At 38.0% G+C, this 18,752-nt stretch carries 16 protein-coding genes; 12 read left to right on the top strand and 4 right to left on the bottom strand.

Annotation, left to right across the window (positions count from 1 at the left end):
- Positions 1-309: 309 nt before the first annotated feature.
- Complete coding sequence (gene tpx, locus CSE16_RS16100) at positions 310-816, top strand: thiol peroxidase (protein WP_099424854.1); 507 nt, start codon at positions 310-312, stop codon at positions 814-816.
- 215 nt (positions 817-1,031) lie between these two features.
- A complete protein-coding gene (locus CSE16_RS16095) occupies positions 1,032-1,961 on the top strand; it encodes a class I SAM-dependent methyltransferase (RefSeq protein ID WP_099424853.1) in 930 nt (309 codons plus the stop codon).
- A gap of 66 nt (positions 1,962-2,027) precedes the next feature.
- On the opposite strand, the gene CSE16_RS16090 is transcribed toward CSE16_RS16095, so the two are convergent.
- A complete protein-coding gene (locus CSE16_RS16090) occupies positions 2,028-2,474 on the bottom strand; it encodes a universal stress protein (RefSeq protein WP_099424852.1) in 447 nt (148 codons plus the stop codon).
- Positions 2,475-2,787: 313 nt separating this feature from the next.
- Here CSE16_RS16090 and ald point away from each other — a divergent pair, with 313 nt between their 5' ends.
- Positions 2,788-3,924 carry an alanine dehydrogenase gene (gene ald, locus CSE16_RS16085; RefSeq protein ID WP_099424851.1) on the top strand — a complete coding sequence of 379 codons (1,137 nt, stop codon included), beginning with the start codon at positions 2,788-2,790 and terminating at the stop codon, positions 3,922-3,924.
- Positions 3,925-3,970: 46 nt separating this feature from the next.
- On the opposite strand, the gene CSE16_RS16080 is transcribed toward ald, so the two are convergent.
- Together CSE16_RS16080 and CSE16_RS16075 are read right to left on the bottom strand one after the other, a co-directional pair.
- The gene (locus CSE16_RS16080) at positions 3,971-4,756 is read right to left on the bottom strand and encodes a hypothetical protein (protein ID WP_099424850.1); all 786 of its coding nucleotides are present in this window, start codon (positions 4,754-4,756) and stop codon (positions 3,971-3,973) included.
- A 173-nt stretch (positions 4,757-4,929) separates the two neighbouring features.
- Positions 4,930-6,018, bottom strand: coding sequence for a M24 family metallopeptidase (locus CSE16_RS16075; RefSeq protein ID WP_099424849.1), 1,089 nt, complete (start codon positions 6,016-6,018; stop codon positions 4,930-4,932).
- Between the two features lie 133 nt (positions 6,019-6,151).
- On the opposite strand from CSE16_RS16075, the gene CSE16_RS16070 reads away from it, so the two are divergent.
- Entirely contained in the window at positions 6,152-6,832 is a 681-nt protein-coding gene (locus CSE16_RS16070; protein ID WP_099424848.1) for a metal-dependent hydrolase, read from the top strand.
- A 169-nt stretch (positions 6,833-7,001) separates the two neighbouring features.
- Positions 7,002-8,309: a DRTGG domain-containing protein gene (locus CSE16_RS16065; RefSeq protein ID WP_099424847.1), complete on the top strand. Its 1,308-nt coding sequence runs from the start codon at positions 7,002-7,004 to the stop codon at positions 8,307-8,309.
- A gap of 55 nt (positions 8,310-8,364) precedes the next feature.
- Here the strand turns inward: CSE16_RS16065 and CSE16_RS16060 are convergent, their stop codons facing one another.
- Entirely contained in the window at positions 8,365-8,676 is a 312-nt protein-coding gene (locus CSE16_RS16060) for a YtpI family protein (protein WP_099424846.1), read from the bottom strand.
- Positions 8,677-8,769: 93 nt separating this feature from the next.
- On the opposite strand from CSE16_RS16060, the gene CSE16_RS16055 reads away from it, so the two are divergent.
- The 7 genes from CSE16_RS16055 (at position 8,770) to pyk (ending at position 18,749) form a co-directional block, all read left to right on the top strand.
- Complete coding sequence (locus tag CSE16_RS16055) at positions 8,770-9,711, top strand: DHH family phosphoesterase (protein ID WP_099424845.1); 942 nt, start codon at positions 8,770-8,772, stop codon at positions 9,709-9,711.
- A gap of 215 nt (positions 9,712-9,926) precedes the next feature.
- Positions 9,927-13,010 carry a DNA polymerase III subunit alpha gene (gene dnaE / locus CSE16_RS16050; protein WP_099424844.1) on the top strand — a complete coding sequence of 1,028 codons (3,084 nt, stop codon included), beginning with the start codon at positions 9,927-9,929 and terminating at the stop codon, positions 13,008-13,010.
- Between the two features lie 351 nt (positions 13,011-13,361).
- Positions 13,362-13,994 carry a FadR/GntR family transcriptional regulator gene (locus tag CSE16_RS16045; protein WP_099424843.1) on the top strand — a complete coding sequence of 211 codons (633 nt, stop codon included), beginning with the start codon at positions 13,362-13,364 and terminating at the stop codon, positions 13,992-13,994.
- Between the two features lie 36 nt (positions 13,995-14,030).
- Positions 14,031-14,903, top strand: coding sequence for an acetyl-CoA carboxylase, carboxyltransferase subunit beta (gene accD / locus CSE16_RS16040; RefSeq protein ID WP_099424842.1), 873 nt, complete (start codon positions 14,031-14,033; stop codon positions 14,901-14,903).
- Positions 14,896-15,849: an acetyl-CoA carboxylase carboxyltransferase subunit alpha gene (locus tag CSE16_RS16035; RefSeq protein WP_099424841.1), complete on the top strand. Its 954-nt coding sequence runs from the start codon at positions 14,896-14,898 to the stop codon at positions 15,847-15,849. Before accD ends, CSE16_RS16035 begins: the two co-directional genes overlap by 8 nt.
- Positions 15,850-16,003: 154 nt before the next feature.
- Positions 16,004-16,963: a 6-phosphofructokinase gene (pfkA, locus tag CSE16_RS16030; RefSeq protein ID WP_099424840.1), complete on the top strand. Its 960-nt coding sequence runs from the start codon at positions 16,004-16,006 to the stop codon at positions 16,961-16,963.
- 25 nt (positions 16,964-16,988) lie between these two features.
- Positions 16,989-18,749 carry a pyruvate kinase gene (gene pyk / locus CSE16_RS16025; protein WP_099424839.1) on the top strand — a complete coding sequence of 587 codons (1,761 nt, stop codon included), beginning with the start codon at positions 16,989-16,991 and terminating at the stop codon, positions 18,747-18,749.
- The last annotated feature ends 3 nt before the right edge of the window (positions 18,750-18,752 follow it).

The following is an 18,752-nucleotide window of genomic DNA, read 5'->3' as shown; positions in this document are numbered from 1 at the left end:
CGACAACTTCTAAGCTTGAAAAGTCGCCTATTTATAGGCGGCTTTTCGTTTGTGGAAAAATGACATCTGCCGGAGACATTGGGCCAACAGGATGTTGGTCACTTAGGCGTTGCCGCAGGACGCGGCGTTCTTAGCAAGAGTTCCTCTATTCAGTTTGCGTTTGATTCCCTCTGAAAAAAGCTTACTTGCATTCATTACGCTATATATAGATCTGAGTATTCTGCTGAATGAAGATAAAATAAGACTAGTTAGTTGCATTCACTATTTTATATCTAGTAATATAAGGGAATAATAAGGAGGCGGATATTTATGGTACAAGTAACATTTAAAAATGGTCCAGTAACACTAATCGGTAATGAAGTAACAGTAGGATCTATGGCACCAGATTTTAACGTATTAGCAAATGATTTATCAGCAGTAACATTAAATGATTCTAAAGGTAAAATTCGTTTGTTTTCAGTTGTTCCTTCTTTAGATACGGGGGTTTGTGATCAGCAAACACGTAAATTTAATGAAGCGGCAGCCGAATTAGGCGACAATGTCATTGTTTATACAGTGTCAATGGATTTACCATTTGCTCAAAAACGTTGGTGCGGTGCAGCGGGAATTGATCAAGTTGTTACAGTATCTGATCACCGTGACGCATCATTTGGTGAAGCATATGGCGTACATATTAAAGAATTACGCCTACTAACTCGCGCCGTATTTGTAGTAGATGAAACAGATAAAGTTACCTATGTAGAGTACGTATCTGAAGCAACAAACCACCCAAACTACGAAGCTGCAATTGAAGCCGTAAAAGCCCTTTCAAAATAACTTTTATTTTGTTATTGTGTTGCTCATCAGAAATGAAAACGGACACCCACTCAATTATATTTGAGTGGGTTGTTCATTTTAGAAGGAAAATAATCAAAGTTCGAGTATAGTAGTAGTTATAGTGCGGATGCTACAGATTTTGAATTGTGCATAGCACAATCCAAAATCTGAACGCAATTACGCCAAGGCGTAATCGATTAGAAGGAGCAATAAAGATGGAAAAATTTGAACAAATTTTTGGATTTATGAATGGACATGCAGAAGAAATTGTAAAAGAGCAAGACATCGATTATTTAGATGCTTTATTACAAACATTAGAGGAAACATTGGATGGAAAATATGAATGGCAAGTCGAAGGTACGACGAAAGAAGATATGCGAAAAGCAACTCAAATTGCCATTTTAAAAGGAATGCGTAAAAGTGCACAACCAAATCATCAAATGACACCCGATACACTTGGATTACTCGTAAGCCATTTTGTGGAGCAATGCTTTGAAGAGGAATTGAAAAATGGTCCTATTTCCGTTTTAGATCCGGCATTAGGAACAGGCAATTTACTTTATACAGTGATGAATAAAATGGATGGGAAAATTCAAGCAACAGGTGTGGAGGTTGATGAGTTGCTCATTCGTTTAGCAGCAGCAACAGGGGATTTGACTGAACAGCCTGTAACATTATTCCGCCAAGATTCATTAGAAAAGTTATTAGCTGACCCAGTGGACGCAGTCATTTGCGATTTACCGGTTGGATATTATCCAAATGAAGAAGTTGCATTAGATTATGAGCTTTGTGCATCGGAAGGGATGAGTTATGCGCACCATTTGTTCATTGAGCAATCGTTGAACCATACAAAAGATGGCGGCTATGCGTTCTTTTTAATTCCTACAAATTTATTTGAGTCAGAGCAGGCTAAGCAATTACACAAATTTATTAAAGGTCACGCTTGGATTCAGGCTGTTATTCAATTGCCTGAAAATCTATTTTCTTCAAGTACACATGAAAAAAGCATTTTAATTTTGCAAAAACAAAGTCCGGCACTTAAAGCACCGCGCGAAGTATTACTAGCAAAAGTACCAAATATGTCTAATAGACAGGCACTAGCAATGTTTTTTGAAAAAGTGCGCATGTGGAAAGAAGGAAAATAATAAAAAAAGCTACTGAAAGATCATTGAAAAATGACTTCCAGTAGCTTTTTTAGGTGGAAATGATCATCACTCTGGCGTACGAATAACTAATACATCACAGTTTGCAGAACGTACAATCGCTTCTGAAACAGAACCGATCAAGAAACGTTCAACAGCGTTTAAACCTGTTGCACCACAAATAATTAAGTCTGCTTCAACTACTTTAGAAAGCTCTTTTGTGATGATGTTTTTTGGAGAACCGTATTCAATTACTAAGTTAACGTTTGTAAGGCCTGCTTCTTCAGCTTGCTTTTTGTAACCGTTTAGTAATTCTTCAGAGTGCTCTTGTGCGCGCTCAGCGATTGTGCGGTCATATGCTTCAATTGCAGCGAATGAACGTGTGTCGATTACATTTACAAGATTGATTGTTGCACCTTCATTACGTTTTGCCACGTCAATTGATTTACGGAATGCATATTCTGCTTCTTTAGAACCGTCTACTGCTACTACAATACTTTTATAATGATTAGCCATTTTCATTTCCTCCTTATTTGCCTATACGTGTATTATACCAAATGTTTTACAGTTGGAAATAGCTAACATTGAAAAAACAAAGGTAACAATCGAAATGTTAAAAAAAAGACAATAAATATACTAATATTTTTCTTGGAAATAGTAGAATTTCAGTACTTTAATATTGTGACGAAGAGTGGAAAAACTGATAAATGAAGCATTTGAAAACTGACAATTAAAAATTAATTGTAAATTGAATAAATTTAACTACTATTTTTTTCGTTAAATTGGTAGAATGGATTTGAATTAACTTTGTTCTTGGGAGGAATAAACGATGAAAATTGGGGTACCGAAAGAAATTAAAAATAATGAAAACCGTGTGGCAATGACACCAGCTGGGGTTTTATCACTCGTGACGGCAGGACATGAAGTAGTAATAGAAAAAGGAGCAGGCTTAGGCTCTGCATTTACAGACGCAGATTATCTTTTAGCGGGGGCAAAAATTGTTGAAAGCGCAGAAGAAGCTTGGACTGCCGAAATGGTTTTAAAGGTGAAGGAGCCAGTTGAAAGCGAGTATGGTCATTTCCGCGAGGGGTTAATTTTGTTTACATATTTGCATTTAGCGCCTGAGCCAGCATTAACGAAGGCATTAATCGCCAATAAAGTAGTAGGTATTGCATACGAAACAGTACAATTACCAAATCGTTCATTGCCGTTATTAACTCCAATGAGTGAAGTTGCAGGGAAAATGGCAACGCAAATCGGTGCACATTACTTAGAAAAATTACCGGGTGGAAAAGGGATTTTATTAGGTGGTGTGTCAGGCGTACAGCGTGGCAAAGTGACGGTAATTGGTGGTGGAATTGCTGGTACGAACGCTGCGAAAATTGCTGTTGGTATGGGGGCTGACGTGACGATTATTGATTTAAGCCCAGAGCGCCTTCGTCAATTAGAGGATATTTTTGGCCGTGATGTACAAACACTAATTTCAAATCCATATAATATTGCGCAGGCCGTGAAAGAAGCTGATTTAGTTGTAGGATCTGTATTAATCCCAGGAGCAAAGGCACCTAAGCTTGTAACAGAGGACATGATTCGTTCAATGTCACCTGGTTCAGTTGTTGTTGATATTGCGATTGACCAAGGTGGCTGCTTCGAAACATCTGAAAAAGTAACAACACATGACAAACCAACATTCGAGAAGCATGGTGTCGTGCACTATACGGTTGCTAATATGCCAGGTGCGGTTCCACGTACTTCAACGGTTGCTTTAACAAATAATACAGTTCCGTATGCATTACAAATTGCCAACAAAGGCTATGTGCAAGCATGTTTGGACAATCCAGCATTAAAACTAGGTATTAATACACTAGAAGGTCATGTTGTGTATAAGGCTGTAGCAGATGCACAAGGCGTTCCATATGTTTCAGTAGATGACGTATTAGGTGTTTTATCTGGTTTAGCTAATTAAAAAAAAGTCGACGAATTTAGGATTCGTCGGCTTTTTCATTTATTGATTAATCTTGGACCGCTATAAGCTCTGTTGAAGTATTGCCTTCATAGTCTGTAATTTTAATGATGCCATAATCTTTAGCAATAAATAATGTCGAGCCATTTGGATAAGTTAGCACAACGACATTTTTGAATGTACCAGCTTTTGTATGGACCGTTTCGGTAGTGCTAGTAACAGTCACATCGGTATAATCATTTTTTTCTATTCCATAATCCGTGTCGCGAATGGTTGCCTTTGCTTTCATTGGATAATCTAATGAAAAATAGAAAACATCCGAATACGCGACACCAAGGGCAAAGCTTGAAGGAGATTCAATATACGTATAGCCTGTGTACTCATCTTCTAATAAATTTACCGCATTGTCGAAGTAGGGATTTTTTGTAGCCACATATGTTTTTTTCTCAGGACCATGAAATGAAGGCTCATATGTGTAACTTTGCCCTACATTCGGTAGAAGTCCACCTATAATTGTCGTGTCGGTTGCTAGATTTGCTACTAACTTTTTTTTCGTTTGTGTCGATACATCCAAATTGCCTTTTCCTTTTTGAAACTCAGTCGATGCCCATCTGTTTGTCACAGCGTGAATAATTTCTTTAGTGTGATTTTTAATGGTTGCTTTTTTTTCGGCATGGGAAGTAGGTGCTTCATGAAGAGAAGTGCCGTGATTTGTTTGAATAGCTTGTGTAGATGCTGCTTGCGTTAAACTGTGCTTAGAAATACTGTAGGGCAAAACGGTTACAAACAATAAGGTCATTGTAAGTATCAATGAATTTTTGAACCGTTTCTTCATGCTTCACTTCCTTTCATAAATAAGTTGTTCTTATTATTCCAAGAAAAACCATTTTAAAACGAGCAAAAAAATGAAAGAAAATAGATTTCCTTATGAAATTATTAAAATTTTGAAAGAAAAAACCATTTTGAATTCTATCAAAACGGTCTTTTTTAAATATATGAAAGTCAATTTTATAAAATGACTAATTCTTTTGTGAATTTCGTTAAAATTTCTACGCCATCCGCTGTAACGACTACATCATCCTCAATTCGAACTCCGGCAACATCATTCTTATAAATTCCTGGTTCGATTGTAAATACAGTACCTGGATTTAACATCATTTCATTTGTCCCTGTAATGGATGGGAATTCATGAACAGAGATGCCAAGTCCATGACCGAGGCGGTGCGTGAAATATTGTCCGTAGCCTGCTTCCGTAATAACATCACGCGCAATTTTATCTAAATCCATCGCGCGAACACCTGGTTTTACAGCAGCAACCGCATCCTCATTTGCTTTGCGAACTGCATTGTAAATTTTTACTTGTTCTTCATTTGGCTGACCAAACGCAACGGTACGCGTAATGTCGGAACAATAGCCTTCATAAATTACACCTAAATCAAATAAAATAAGATCCCCTTTTTGAATTTTTCGATCTCCAGGCGTCCCGTGTGGGGATGCTGCTTTTTCACCTGCAAGCACCATCGTATCAAAGCTCATTGCATAGCCTTTTGCTTTAATAGCGGATTCAATAGTATTTAAAATGTCCATCTCCGTTTTGCCCTCAGCAATTGCATCACAGCCTACTTGAATAGCGAAGTCAGCGAGTTCTGCTGCTTTACGCATTTTCACTAATTCATCTTCATCCTTTTGAATACGCATCGCATTAATTTTAGTATCAATGCTCGCAAATTGAGCTGCTGGATAACGCTCCTGTAACGCCTCTAAACGTTCAACCGTAAGATGCGCTTTTTCAATAGCAAGTGAAGATAACTGAACATTCATTGAAGCAACAGTTTTGACTAAAACATCCCAAGCATTATCCGTATCTTCATGACCGACCACATCATATGTCCAACCCGCGGCCACTGCATCAGGAACTTCCATCTTAGGACAAATTAAAAATGGTTTCTCCTGTTGGAACACCATAATCCCTAATAATCGTTCATGTGGATTGCTTTTGAAACCTGAAAAATAAAAAACATTGTCTGGTGTTGTAATGAATGCGGCCTCTAAATTATTTTCAATCAAATAATTTTGTAATTGTAGTAGTTTTGACATATGCAAAACCCCCTTCTTCTTATTTAATCTTGCTGAAAAGTGAAATATCTGACATAAATAGCATATCAAAAAAAAGGGATTTCTGCATTTTTCTCGAATAACAAAATAAATGCTAGAATAGGAGGCTTTTTTTATGCGAATTTCATTTCATGGACATTCAGTTGTAAAAATTCAAACAAATAATCACACTATTTTAATCGATCCATTTATTAATGGAAATGGACAAACCGACTTGCACGTAGAAAATGAAAAACCCGATGTAATTTTATTAACACATGGGCATAATGATCACGTCGGGGATACGGTGGAGCTTGCGAAGAAAAATGACGCACTTGTCGTAGCGCCGAATGAATTAGCGAATTATTTAGGTTGGCAAGGGTGTCGTGTACACAATATGCATATTGGCGGTGCGCATGTATTTGATTTTGGTAAAGTAAAATTTACTCAAGCCTTTCACGGATCTTCATATGTAACAGAAAATAATGAAATGATATATACGGGTATGCCTGCAGGGATTTTATTTACGGCAGAAGATGTCACAATTTATCATGCAGGGGATACGGCGTTATTTGGAGATATGGAGCTGATTGGCAAACGCCATCCAATCGACGTCGCGTTTTTACCGATTGGCGATAATTTTACGATGGGCCCTGAGGATGCGGCATATGCAGTGTCATTATTAAAGCCGAAAATCGTTGTCCCAATCCATTATAATACATTCCCACCAATCGTTCAGAATCCAAATGATTTTTCAAAGTTAGTAGAAGATGTAAACGTTCAAATTTTAAAGCCAGGTGAGGTTGTTCGATTTTGAATAGTCGATATGAAAAAAAGTAGCGAAAACAGCTACTTTTTTTCTATGTGTACAATTTTTGTTAATTGACATCCTCATACGTCTGACCATTAGTGAAATTTGTATAATTGTAACAATCAAATATGGTACACTAGGGACAGGAACGAATGATGGGAAATAGGTGATAATATTGTCAACAAAACACGAAAAAATACTACAATATATCGAATCTCTACCGGTTGGCGATAAAATTTCAGTACGCCAAATTGCTAAGGAAATGCAAGTAAGTGAAGGAACAGCTTACCGCGCGATCAAGGAAGCAGAAAATCGCCGTTTAGTAAGCTCGATTGAACGAGTTGGTACGATTCGTATTGAGAAGAAAAAGAAAGAAAATATCGAACGCCTGACATTTGCAGAAATAGTCAATATTATAGATGGTCAAGTTTTAGGTGGTAAAACAGGATTACACAAAACATTAACTAAATTCGTTATTGGTGCTATGAAGCTGGATGATATGATGCGCTACACAGATGCGGGAAGCTTACTCATTGTTGGGAATCGTACACAGGCACATGAATATGCATTAAAAACGGGTGCAGCTGTGTTAATAACTGGTGGCTTTGATACAACAGAAGAAAATAAAATACTTGCAGATGAATTAGATTTACCAATCATTTCGACAAGCTATGATACTTTTACAGTGGCAACAATGATTAACCGCGCCATTTATGACCAATTAATTAAAAAAGACATTTTATTAATTGAGGATATTTATGTCCCGATGGAAGATACAGCGGTGCTACGCAATACGCATTTAATTGCTGATTATCATAAACAAAATATGCGTACAACACATGGTGCGTTTCCAGTTGTCACAAATCAAAATAAGCTAGTTGGAATGATTACAAGTAAAGACGTTATTGGACGTGATGAATCGGAAGCCATTGATAAAGTTATGACGAAAAACCCAATTGCTGCATCGATGAAAACAAGTGTTGCTACTGCAGGACACCGTATGATTTGGGAAGGAATTGATTTACTTCCTGTTATTAATGAAGATGGATTATTACAAGGTGTTATTACCCGCCAAGACGTTTTGAAAGCATTGCAATTAGCCCAACGTCAACCGCAGCATGGTGAAACAATTGATGATTTAGTGAAAAATGAAATGCGTGTATTAGGTGATGAGGATCTCATCGTGGAATTTACAGTCACGCCTCAAATGACGAACCAATTTGGTGCGATTTCTTACGGTGCCTTTACAACATTGTTAGCGGAAGTTGGTTCGTTTGCATTAAAGCGTCGAAAACGTGGGGATGCAATTGCTGAAAATATGACCATTTATTTCATTAAGCCCGTTCAAATGGAGAGCATATTAACTGTTCGACCACGAATTTTAGATATGAGTCGTAAGTTTGTAAAAATGGATTTCGAAGTATTTAATGGCACTCTCTTAGTAGGAAAAGCGATGATGATGTTCCAACTTTTAGAAAGATAATCGCAATATGAAATAAAAAGGGGCAGCCCTCAAAATAGGATGCCCCTTTTCATCATTATTTATTAAGTTCATATTCTTCAAAAATGTACTTACCTTCGTGACGCATGCGCTTAAAGTTATTTACACTAAGTCCCGCACCAACAATAGCAAATATAGCCGCTACAATAAAGCCAACAGCATCCGGGTAAAGTATGATGGCATTACAACTAAAGAAAATAAGAAAAGCACCTAATGCAACCCCAGCTTTTGCTGTGTACCATTTTTTACGAATCGGTAATGTAGCACGAAATTGTTTTGTCTTAAAATAAAAGTAAAAAACGATTGAAATAACAATAGCTGCCACAAAAATAAAGTTTAAATAAATCATAGTGAACCTCCCAATAGCATAGCTAATAAGTATTGTACCGATTTTTTAGAAAAATTGCGACTGGAATTCACTTACCATTAGGGGGAAACACTTGTGAAACGACAAATCATCGACACAATTCAGCAATACGAAACAATTATTTTACACCGCCATGTACGTCCAGACCCAGACGCATATGGTTCGCAATTTGGCTTAGCGGAACTTATTCGAGCTAATTATCCAAATAAAAAAGTTTATACCGTTGGAGAGCATGAGGAATCCCTCACTTTTTTAGCGCAGCCACAGCAAATTCAAGACGATTTATTTGAGGGAGCGTTAATAGTAGTCACAGATACGGCCAATACCGAGCGCATCGATGATCAACGCTATAAAAAGGGCGCATTTGTCATTAAAATTGACCATCACCCGAATGATGATGCTTATGGAGATTTGCTTTGGGTTGATACGAACGCTAGCTCTTGCAGCGAAATGATTTATGAATTGTATGAAGAGGCTAAAAATCATGCAAATTGGGCGATGTCAGATGAAGCTGCTCGGTTACTTTTTGCAGGTATTGTTGGCGATACAGGACGCTTTTTATTCCCAAGTGCAAGCGAAAAAACATTCGAAACAGCAGGTCATCTCGTGTCATACAATTTTAATCGAAATGAATTATTTGATGCGATGTACGAAATGGACCGAAAATTACTTCACTTACAAGGGTATATGTATCAAAACTTTACGATGGATAAACACGGCGCGGCCCATATTAAAATTACAAAAGACATTTTAACAGAATTTGATGTAACCCCTTCAGAGACATCATTATTAGTTGGTTCTTTAGGCACTGTGAAAGGAATTTGTGCATGGATTATCTTTATCGAAGAAAACGACACAATTCGTGTGCGATTACGCTCAAAAGGACCGGTTATTAATACTTTAGCGAAAAAATATAATGGTGGCGGACATCCATTAGCATCAGGTGCCACTGCATATTCTTGGGAAGAAGCTGACCAAGTCATTGAAGAGTTAAAAGAAATTTGTAAGAATCATTAATTATATAACTTGAACATATGAATCCTGCTTTATATTGGAATGGAAATCTAACTAAGAATTCGCCGACTCCCACGGTAGTGGCGCAATAAATCTAGAAAGCTTCAGTATGCAAGCCTAACAGGTACACACTTTATTAGAATTCATAATAGAAAGCTTACAGTAACAGAAGGAATTCTTTAATTCAATTTATATAGATGGAAAGGAAGGGATGGATTATGTCTATTGTTTATCCACAAATACGGACAAGTGCAGATTTATTAAAAAGTACGATTCGTATCGAAGAGCTCATTCCTTTTTTACAACACCAAGAGGCAGAAGCATGTGCAATCGTTAATACGAAATTGTACGGGCTTTTGCCTTTTTGGCATCAAATGAAAAAAGCTGGGATTCATCCTGTTATTGGATTAACGCTACAAATTGAAGTTGCAGAAAATCAATTACTACCGTTAGTCCTTTATGCAAAAAATGATATAGGATATAAAAACTTATTGAAAATTTCAAGCAGCATCGCGATTCGTCCTCAAAATACACTGCCATTACGCTGGTTAGTTGCTTATGGAAAAGGGCTTGCCCTAGTTGTGCCTGCACTCGAACAGCAAGCCAGTTGGATTCACGATGCACATCATTCCACGGTTCAAACGTTAAAAGAACAATTTGCAGACAATTTTTTTGTTACGATATCAAGAGCAAATGGTATTTCCGAACAGGAGCCCATTGCAGTACAGTGGGCGGAAAAAATGGGGGCGGTGCTCCTTGCCACACATGAAAGCTTGTTTTTAAGACGTGAAGATTATTTTGCATTTGAAGTTGCACAAGCTATTGAGACAGGTAGAAAACTTGATGAATCGACGCACAATGAAGAATTAAAGGACAACTATGTGTTATCAAAAAATGAATGGGAACAGCGTTTTGGTGATAAACCGGAATGGCTTCAAGCAACAAGAGACTTATTAGTAAGCTGTCACGTAGAGGTGGAAAGTGATGCCGTGCATATGCCGAAATTCCCTTTGGCACCAAATCAAACGGCAGAGCAGTTATTATATGATGAAGTAAAAAAGGGGTTGCAACAACGTCTCCTTGCAGAAATACTTCCGGAACAGTACGAAAAGCGCATGCACTATGAGCTACAAGTCATTCAAACTATGGGCTATTCCGATTATTTTTTGATTGTAGCAGACTTTATGCGCTTTGCGAGAGAACAGCAAATTTTGACTGGCCCAGGGCGTGGATCATCTGCGTCGTCACTCATTGCCTACGCACTACGAATTACGCAAGTAGACCCTTTACAATTTGATTTATTATTTGAACGATTTTTAAATCCCGAGCGTGTTTCATTACCTGATATAGATATCGATTTTCTCGATACGCGTCGCCATGAAGTGATTCAATATGTCGCTAAAAAATACGGGAAACAATATGTCGCACAGATTATTACGTTTGGTACGCTGTCTGCAAAAGCAGTAGCCAGGGATGTTGCGCGAATGTTTCAATTTGATAGTGAAACACTTGAAATGATTTCTAGATTGATACCAAATAAACCGGGCATTACCTTAAATGAAGCGTATGGCCAATCTGAAAAGCTAAGACAGTGGATTATGTCACAACCGATTCATCAAAAATGGTATGAAGCAGCATGCCGTCTAGAAGGCTTACCGAGAAATTCCTCTACGCATGCAGCGGGTGTCGTGCTAAGTCCAGTGCCATTAGTAGACGTTGTGCCGATAGAAGAAGGGCATGAAGGGATTTATTTAACGCAGTGGCCAATGAATGAGGTTGAACAAACAGGCTTATTGAAAATAGATTTTTTAGGGTTACGAAATTTAACCATTATTGAACAAATTCGTCGTTCTATTCAATTTTCACATCAAGTACAACTGGAGTTAAATCATATTCCATTAACGGACGCAGCAACTTTTAAATTGTTGCAGCATGGCGATACGGCGGGAGTTTTCCAATTAGAATCAGAAGGTATGAAAAATGCATTACGTGAAATACAGCCGACGCATTTTTTAGATATTGTGGCAGTTAATGCATTGTATCGACCTGGTCCTATGGAGTTTATTTCTAATTATTCGCGTCGTAAGCATGGTCAAGAGCAAGTGTTAATGCCTCATCCTGCATTGGAGCCGATATTGCGTGAAACATATGGGGTCATTATTTACCAAGAGCAAATAATGCGAATCGCCAATGTGATGGCAGGCTTTTCGATTGGTGAAGCTGATTTATTGCGCCGCGCGGTTAGTAAGAAAAAACGAGAAGTGCTCGAGCAGCAGCGAACGGCTTTTGTACAAGGGGCCTGCAAACAAGGATTTACCGAGCAAGTAGCGGATGAAGTGTATGAATTAATTGTTCGTTTTGCAGACTATGGATTTCCGAAAAGTCATGCTGTGGCTTATAGTATAATCTCCTATCAAATGGCGTATTTAAAAGCCAATTTCCCTGTGAATTTTTATGCGGCGTTATTAACAAATGCCACAGGAAATGCTGACAAATTAGCTCAAATTATAGCTGAGGCAAAGTCACGAGGAATTGAATTTTTACCTCCTTCGATTAATCGTAGTGTGCGTCATTTTAAAGTGGAAAGTGGCAAAATTCGTTTTAGTCTTACGGCAATAAAAGGGGTTCCACAACCATTTTTACAAAAATTAATTGCGATACGAGAAAATAAGGAGCAGACTTTCCAGGATATTTTTGATTTAGCAATTTCACTAAGTGCAGCAAACTTTTCGCGAAAAGTGATGGAGCCTTTAATTAAAGCAGGCGCTTTAGATGAGTTTGGGAAGGAGCGAGCGACGTTATTGGCGACGATTGATGGTGCGCAAAAACAGGCAGAACTCGTACGCCCAAATGAGGGAGAGGAGTTATTTGCCAATTCAATGTTTGTTTTTGGGAAGCCCAAACATAATGAAGTACCTCCGCTATCTGAAAAAATAAAATTGCAATTTGAAAAAGAAGTACTCGGCTATTATTTATCGGATCACCCACTTGTCAAAATTCGTCCAGAGTACCCTGAGGCGACAACAACGGTTAAAATGTTAACGATGTTAAAGGATAATACTTATGTGAAAATGATTGGTTTTGTAAATGAAATACGTCAGCTGCGTACTAAAAAAGGAGAGCTGATGGCTTTTGTTCAAATAGAAGATGAGTTCGGTAGCGTGTCTTTAACATTATTTCCAAAAGAATATGAGCTCGTTGCAGGCAAGTTAGTTGAAGGAATATTAATATCGATTGAAGGCTTTTTTGAACAACGATTTAATAAACAGCAAGTCAAAGTGAAACAAATTATTATTCTATAAATAGTAAAAGAGGATGTTCTATGTATAAATACTAGAGCATCCTCTTTTCTTATTGGAAAAAATATTGTAGAAAAAGTATGTTTATTAGTTATAAAAGCGAAAAAAATCTTATATATATTAGAAGCCTATGCTAATTTTTGCTTTACATTTCTAAAAACATTTTGTATTCTATGGTAAGAAAATGGTCAGACCACTTTTATCTTTGTTCAGTGAGTTTTCAGACACTCACTGAACGAAGATAAAGCCTCCGGCGGATGTCACAGATTTTGAAAGGAGTCAATTGTGTAGGCACAATTCAAAATCTGGACGCAATTACGCCAAGGCGTAATTGATAATGATGAGGTGAGAAAAGTGGAGCAAAAGCATACGAAAAAAATGTTTCTCCAAATTGTGAAGCAGCTACGCGATTTAATTGCTGTCCAAAATATTCAAGAAGGAGAAAAATTGCCTTCTGAACGGGTATTAAGTGAACAGTTAAATGTAGGGAGGTCTTCGGTAAGGGAAGCTTTGCGAAGTCTAGAACTACTCGGCTTAATTGAAACAAGGCATGGCGATGGCACCTATTTAGCGAGCATGAAGCACCATCATTTAGTTGAAATCGTCGGATCATTTATTTTACAAGATGCAAGCTCAGTTGCTGATGTCCATGCAACACGTGAGATGCATGAAAAAGAAGCGATAAAAATCATTTGTCAATCGGAAACATTGAGGAAACTACCAGTTTGGGAGAGTTTTTTTGCAGAAATTGAATTAGAGCAATCATTGCAACGTGAAGCAATATTACGTGAATGTATGATTGTTACAGAAAATAGGCTCGCGTTTAAAATTTGGCTACAATTATCGGCATATAGTAATAGCGCATTAGTGAATGATATAACAAAGGAAGAAAAATCACACTTACAAATTATGCTAGCTTCAATGCAAATGGGCTATTTACCCGAAGCGATTGAAGCCTATGAAAAATGGATAGAAATTTTGAAGTAATAACAATATTAGCAGTGAAAACAAAGGGGGATTATCATGGCAATTCGTGATTTATTTTCGATAAACCGTAAGAAGAATACAGCAAGTATAATTAAAAAATCGGATGAGAAACACTTTCCAGAAGGAATTGTAACAAAATGTCCGCAATGTAAAACGATTCATGTAACGAAGGAAATTGAAAAAAACATCAAGGTTTGCCCAAAATGCGCGTACCACTTTAATATGACAGCTCATGAACGAATTAGCTGTTTTTTAGATAAAGATTCTTTTACCTCAATGGATGACCATCTACAAACAACCAATCCATTAAATTTCCCAGCTTATATCGAAAAAGTGAATTCTGATATGGCTAAAACAGGATTGAATGAAGCGGTTTTAACAGGGGTTGGCACATTAAAGGGGAATCCTGTTGCGATTGCTGTTATGGACTCTCATTTCCGAATGGGCTCAATGGGCTCGGTTGTTGGAGAAAAAATAACGCGAGCGGTTGAAAAAGCGACAGAATTACGTATTCCCTTCATTATTTTTACTGCGAGCGGCGGTGCGCGAATGCAAGAAGGTGTCCTGTCATTAATGCAAATGGCCAAAACAAGTGTTGCGTTAAAGCGCCATAGTGAAGAGGGCTTATTATACATTTCGATTATGACACATCCAACGACGGGTGGCGTATCAGCTAGCTTTGCGTCGATTGGGGATTTAAATATTGCGGAACCACAAAGTTTAATTGGCTTTGCAGGAAGACGTGTGATTGAGCAAACAGTTCGTGAAAAGTTACCAGATGATTTCCAAACGGCAGAGTTTTTATTGGAGCATGGTCAATTAGATGCTATTATTAGCCGCTTAGATATGCGCGATAAAATTGCAACGATAGTGAAACTACATGTACAAGGAGGCGTGTCTCATGTCTAAATTAATGGCGTTTGAAGAACCCGTTGTAAAGCTACGCGAAAAAATAGATGAATTAAAATCAATCGCAGTAGAAGCAGATGTGGACATGAGCGGTGAGATTGAAAAGTTAGAAACGCGTTTATCCCAGCTAGAGCAAAGCCTTTATGCTAATATGGAGCCGTGGAATCGCGTACAAGTAGCTCGTCATCCTCAACGACCTACAACGCTCGATTACATTGAACGAATTTTTAATGATTTTATCGAATTACATGGCGATCGTAGTTTTAAGGATGATGCAGCGATTGTTGGTGGGATCGCGTCATTTAATGGACAACCTATTACGATAATTGGGCATCAGCGAGGAAAAACTACCAAGGAAAATATTCGTCGTAATTTTGGAATGCCCCATCCGGAAGGGTATCGAAAAGCTTTGCGATTAATGCAGCAAGCCGAAAAATTCAAAAGACCAATTATTTGCTTTATCGATACGAAAGGCGCATATCCAGGAAAAGCCGCGGAAGAACGTGGTCAAAGTGAAGCCATTGCGCGTAATTTATTCGAAATGGCAGGCTTTAAAGTGCCGATTATTAGCATTGTTATTGGTGAAGGTGGAAGTGGTGGCGCATTAGCACTTGGCGTTGCGAATAAAATTTTCATGCTTGAAAATTCAACGTATTCGGTTATATCTCCTGAGGGAGCGGCCTCGATATTATGGAAAGATGCAAGCTATGCAAAGCAGGCAGCAGAAGCCATGAAAATTACTGCACCGGATTTAAAACAATTGGGTGTCATTGATGGCATTATCCCTGAAGTTGCAGGCGGCGCACATAAAAATATTGATCAGCAAGCAAGTACGATGAAAGAGTGTATTGCAGACACATTAGCCCATTTAAATAGCTTATCCGTAGACCAATTAATTGAAGAGCGTTATTCTAAATATAAAAATATCGGTCAATTTATCGAATAAGCGATTGAGTAGGAATTTTCCTAAAAAGTCAATTATGCCTAGGCGTAATTGATTTTTTTTGTAAAGCTTTCGATAATTGTTCTCCAGAATAGTTACATATCAACGATTTTCTGTTAATGTGAATAGTATGAGTAATATAGGAGGAGAACATTTGATGAAAAAGATAGCAGTTTTAACGAGTGGAGGAGATTCTCCAGGGATGAACGCTGCCATCCGTGCTGTTGTTCGTAAAGCACGTTATCATGGCGTAGAAGTCGTTGGAGTTTATCATGGTTATGAAGGGCTCTATAATGAAAATTATAAGCCTTTAGATATAGGCTCAGTAGGTGACATTATACAGCGAGGTGGTACGATCTTATATTCTGCTCGTTTCCCAGAGTTTAAAGAGGGAGATTATCAGGAAAAAGCGATAGAACGCATGAAAAATGCAGGCATTGAAGGCTTAGTTGTCATCGGTGGTGATGGCTCTTATCGGGGTGCGATGCAGTTATCTGAAAAAGGTTTCCCATGTGTTGGAATCCCAGGTACGATTGATAATGACGTTCCTGGGACAGAATATACAATAGGATTTGATACAGCATTAAATACAGTGGTGGAGTCAATCGATAAAATCCGAGATACGGCTACAAGTCATGAAAATACTTTTGTAATCGAAGTAATGGGGCGTGATGCGGGGGATATTGCATTATGGGCTGGATTAGCAGCAGGAGCAGAATCGATTTTAATCCCAGAGGAAAAGTTTGAAATTGAGGATGTCGTGAAGCGTTTAGAGCGGGGTGCTTCACGAGGAAAACGACATAGTATCATTATTGTTGCTGAAGGTGTGATGAAAGGCCATAAGCTCGCAAAACAATTAGAAGAACGTACTGGGGTAAAAATACGAACTTCTGTACTAGGTCATATTCAGCGTGGCGGCTCACCATCCGCGCGTGACCGAGTTTTAGCAGGTTTATTTGGAGCACGCGCAGTCGAACTTCTAATAGAAGGTAAGGGCGGACGTGCTGTAGGTATTAAAAGTCATGATGTGGTTGATTATGATTTTAAAGAGGCTTTTGAACAAAAGCATCAAGCAGATTTAAGTTTATACACATTATCAAAAGAATTATCAATTTAAAGTGCACAAACGGAGATGACATAAAATGAGAAAAACTAAAATTGTATGTACGATTGGACCAGCAAGTGAATCACCAGAAATGCTAGATAAATTAATTACAGCAGGTATGAATGTTGCGAGATTAAACTTTTCGCACGGGAATCATGAAGAGCATGCTGTTCGAATTGCGGCAATCCGCGATGCATCAGTGCGTTTGAAGAAGCCTGTTGGAATATTATTAGATACGAAGGGACCTGAAATTCGTACACATAATATGGAAAATGATGAGCTTCATTTAGTAGTAGGACAAGTTATTGATATTTCAATGACAGAAGTAATCGGAAATGAATCTTGTTTTTCTGTAACATATGATCGTCTTATTGAAGATGTGGAGCAAAATGACCGAATTTTATTAGATGACGGCTTAATCGAACTACGTGTTTTAGCGAAAGATATGGAACAAGGTCGAATCCATACTATTGTTGAAAATACGGGCGTTTTGAAAAATAAAAAAGGTGTAAATGTGCCAGGTGTTTCAGTGAAATTACCAGGTATTACTGACAAAGACGCATCAGATATTTTATTTGGTATTGAGCAAGGTGTTGATTTTATTGCGGCATCATTTGTTCGAACTGCAAAAGATGTTTTAGAAATTCGTGAATTATTAGAACAAAATGAAGGCAGTCATATTCAAATTATTCCTAAAATCGAAAACCAAGAAGGTGTCGATAATATTGATGAAATTATCGAAGTTTCAGATGGTTTAATGGTTGCACGTGGAGATCTAGGCGTAGAAATTCCTGCTGAGGAAGTACCACTTGTACAAAAGAACTTAATTAAAAAATGTAACCAAGTAGGAAAACCTGTAATTACAGCAACACAAATGTTAGATTCTATGCAACGCAACCCACGTCCAACTCGCGCAGAAGCATCAGACGTTGCCAATGCCATTATTGATGGTACAGATGCAATCATGCTTTCTGGTGAGACGGCTGCTGGATTATATCCAGTAGAATCCGTAGCAACGATGAACAAAATTGCAGAACGCACGGAAGATTCATTAAATTATCGCTCAATCGTTTCGCAACGTAGTCGTGAAAGAGAGGCGAATATGACCGAAGCGATTTCTCAAGCGGTAGCATTTACATCAATTAACCTTGGTGTAAAAGCAGTGTTAGCGCCAACTGAAAGCGGAAATACAGCACGCATGATTGCCAAATATCGTCCAGGAGTTTCAATAATTGCAATTACAAGTCAGACATCAACTGCTCAAAAATTAACGTTAGTTTGGGGCGTAAAACCAATTGTTACTTCTCGTGTAACGACAACAGATGAAATTTTAGAGCTATCTGTTGATGAAGCATTAAAGCATGAATTTGTAAATCATGGAGATGTTGTAGTAATTACTGCAGGCGTACCAGTTGGTGAAGCAGGTACAACAAACTTAATGAAAGTTCACGTAATAGGTGACTTATTAGCGCGCGGGCAAGGTATTGGTAAAGCATCTGTTGTTGCTAAAGCTGTTGTCGCAAAAAATGCAGGTGAAGCATTAGCTTATGATACAGAAGGTGTAATTATCGTAACGGTTGGTTCGGACCGAGAAATGATGCCTGCGATTGAAAACTGTGTAGGAATCATTACAGAAGAAGGTGGACTAACGAGTCATGCGGCAGTAGTCGGCTTGAGCTTAGGAATCCCAGTAATTGTTGGTGTAAAAGAAGCAACAACTTTAATTCGTCATGGTCAAGAAATTACAATGGATGCAGAAACAGGTGTCATCTATAAAGGGCATGCAAGCGTACTTTAATAA

Source organism: Solibacillus sp. R5-41 (genome assembly GCF_002736105.1).
Classification (GTDB): domain Bacteria; phylum Bacillota; class Bacilli; order Bacillales_A; family Planococcaceae; genus Solibacillus.
Note: the sequence above shows the minus strand (reverse complement) of the source record. Positions and strands in the feature narration are given on the sequence as shown.

Bases quoted from the DNA above. Each gene is read 5' to 3' on its own strand.
- CSE16_RS16090 (WP_099424852.1), bottom strand. From the start codon at position 2,474: ATGGCTAATCATTATAAAAGTATTGTAGTAGCAGTAGACGGTTCTAAA.
- pyk (WP_099424839.1), top strand. From the start codon at position 16,989: ATGAGAAAAACTAAAATTGTATGTACGATTGGACCAGCAAGTGAATCA.
- accD (WP_099424842.1), top strand. From the start codon at position 14,031: ATGGCAATTCGTGATTTATTTTCGATAAACCGTAAGAAGAATACAGCA.
- CSE16_RS16095 (WP_099424853.1), top strand. From the start codon at position 1,032: ATGGAAAAATTTGAACAAATTTTTGGATTTATGAATGGACATGCAGAA.
- CSE16_RS16035 (WP_099424841.1), top strand. From the start codon at position 14,896: ATGTCTAAATTAATGGCGTTTGAAGAACCCGTTGTAAAGCTACGCGAA.
- CSE16_RS16075 (WP_099424849.1), bottom strand. From the start codon at position 6,018: ATGTCAAAACTACTACAATTACAAAATTATTTGATTGAAAATAATTTA.
- ald (WP_099424851.1), top strand. From the start codon at position 2,788: ATGAAAATTGGGGTACCGAAAGAAATTAAAAATAATGAAAACCGTGTG.
- CSE16_RS16060 (WP_099424846.1), bottom strand. From the start codon at position 8,676: ATGATTTATTTAAACTTTATTTTTGTGGCAGCTATTGTTATTTCAATC.
- CSE16_RS16070 (WP_099424848.1), top strand. From the start codon at position 6,152: ATGCGAATTTCATTTCATGGACATTCAGTTGTAAAAATTCAAACAAAT.
- dnaE (WP_099424844.1), top strand. From the start codon at position 9,927: ATGTCTATTGTTTATCCACAAATACGGACAAGTGCAGATTTATTAAAA.
- pfkA (WP_099424840.1), top strand. From the start codon at position 16,004: ATGAAAAAGATAGCAGTTTTAACGAGTGGAGGAGATTCTCCAGGGATG.
- tpx (WP_099424854.1), top strand. From the start codon at position 310: ATGGTACAAGTAACATTTAAAAATGGTCCAGTAACACTAATCGGTAAT.
- CSE16_RS16080 (WP_099424850.1), bottom strand. From the start codon at position 4,756: ATGAAGAAACGGTTCAAAAATTCATTGATACTTACAATGACCTTATTG.